The sequence below is a fragment of the Microvirga sp. P4_G7 genome, assembly GCF_056401005.1.
Map to the genome: position 1 here is coordinate 1 of NZ_JBFUKD010001052.1, position 850 is coordinate 850.

General features: G+C 65.9%; 2 protein-coding genes. Both read right to left on the reverse strand.

What is annotated here, in order from left to right:
• On the reverse strand, nucleotides 1-500 hold a 500-nt coding region (locus AC1DT3_RS22950; RefSeq protein ID WP_477467465.1), incomplete at its 3' end, for a S4 domain-containing protein.
• Between the two features lie 76 nt (nucleotides 501-576).
• Nucleotides 577-850, reverse strand: a 274-nt coding sequence (locus tag AC1DT3_RS22955) for a CrcB family protein (protein ID WP_477467466.1), incomplete at its 5' end; no start/stop codon positions are given.

Here is an 850-nt window from a genome sequence, read left to right on the forward strand (position 1 = left end):
GCGGTGCTCCGCGCGATCAGCTTCGTCGGCTCGAGCTTGAGCGGCGGTACACGCACCTTCTGGCCGGGCTGAAGCCGCTCGTTGGGTTTCGCGCGCTTGCCGTCGATCCGCAGCTCACCCTTGCGGACAATGCGCTGGATGTGCGTGAAGGCGAGTTGTGGAAACCGCGCGACGAGAAAGCGGTCGAGCCGCATATCCACTTCGTCGGACACGACCACGAGCGTCTGGACGCCGGTCGCGAGAGTCTCCTGTGCAGCGGCCTTCGCCTGCGCTCGGGTCTGGACCGGAGGCGCTTCGGGCCGCGGCTTTTCGCGGACCGCCGCAGGCGCCGACCGCGGCTTCGCCGCAGGTTTCGCGGCAGGTTTCGCGGCTTGCCGTTTCGTCGCATGCGGTTTCGCCGAGAGCTTGCGCTCGGGCCGATCCTCGCGCGTGCGGAAGCCTTGCCGTGCGCCTGAGCGACCGGTACGGCCGCCGCTCTTTCCTGAACCGTTCTGTCTCATGGGATGTGGGTAACAGAGAGCCGCCCAAGCGGCAATCACGCGTAAAACGGATTCGGATTATTGCCGTTTGGCGGTCTCACGCGGTCAAGGTGCGGATGAGACCGAGACCGACCACAAGACCCGCGAGCGAGAGCACGACCGAGCTGACGACATAAACCGCGGCGAGACCCATCTCTCCGCGCTCCCAGACGAGGACGGCGTCGAGGGAGAACGCCGAAAAGGTCGTGAAGCCCCCAAAAATGCCGGTCGCCAGGAACAGGCGCAGATGCTGCGTCCAAGTCGCGCCGTCCTTGAAGGCGAGCCAGCCCACGAGCAAGCCCATCACGAACGAGCCGACGATGTTCACGCAC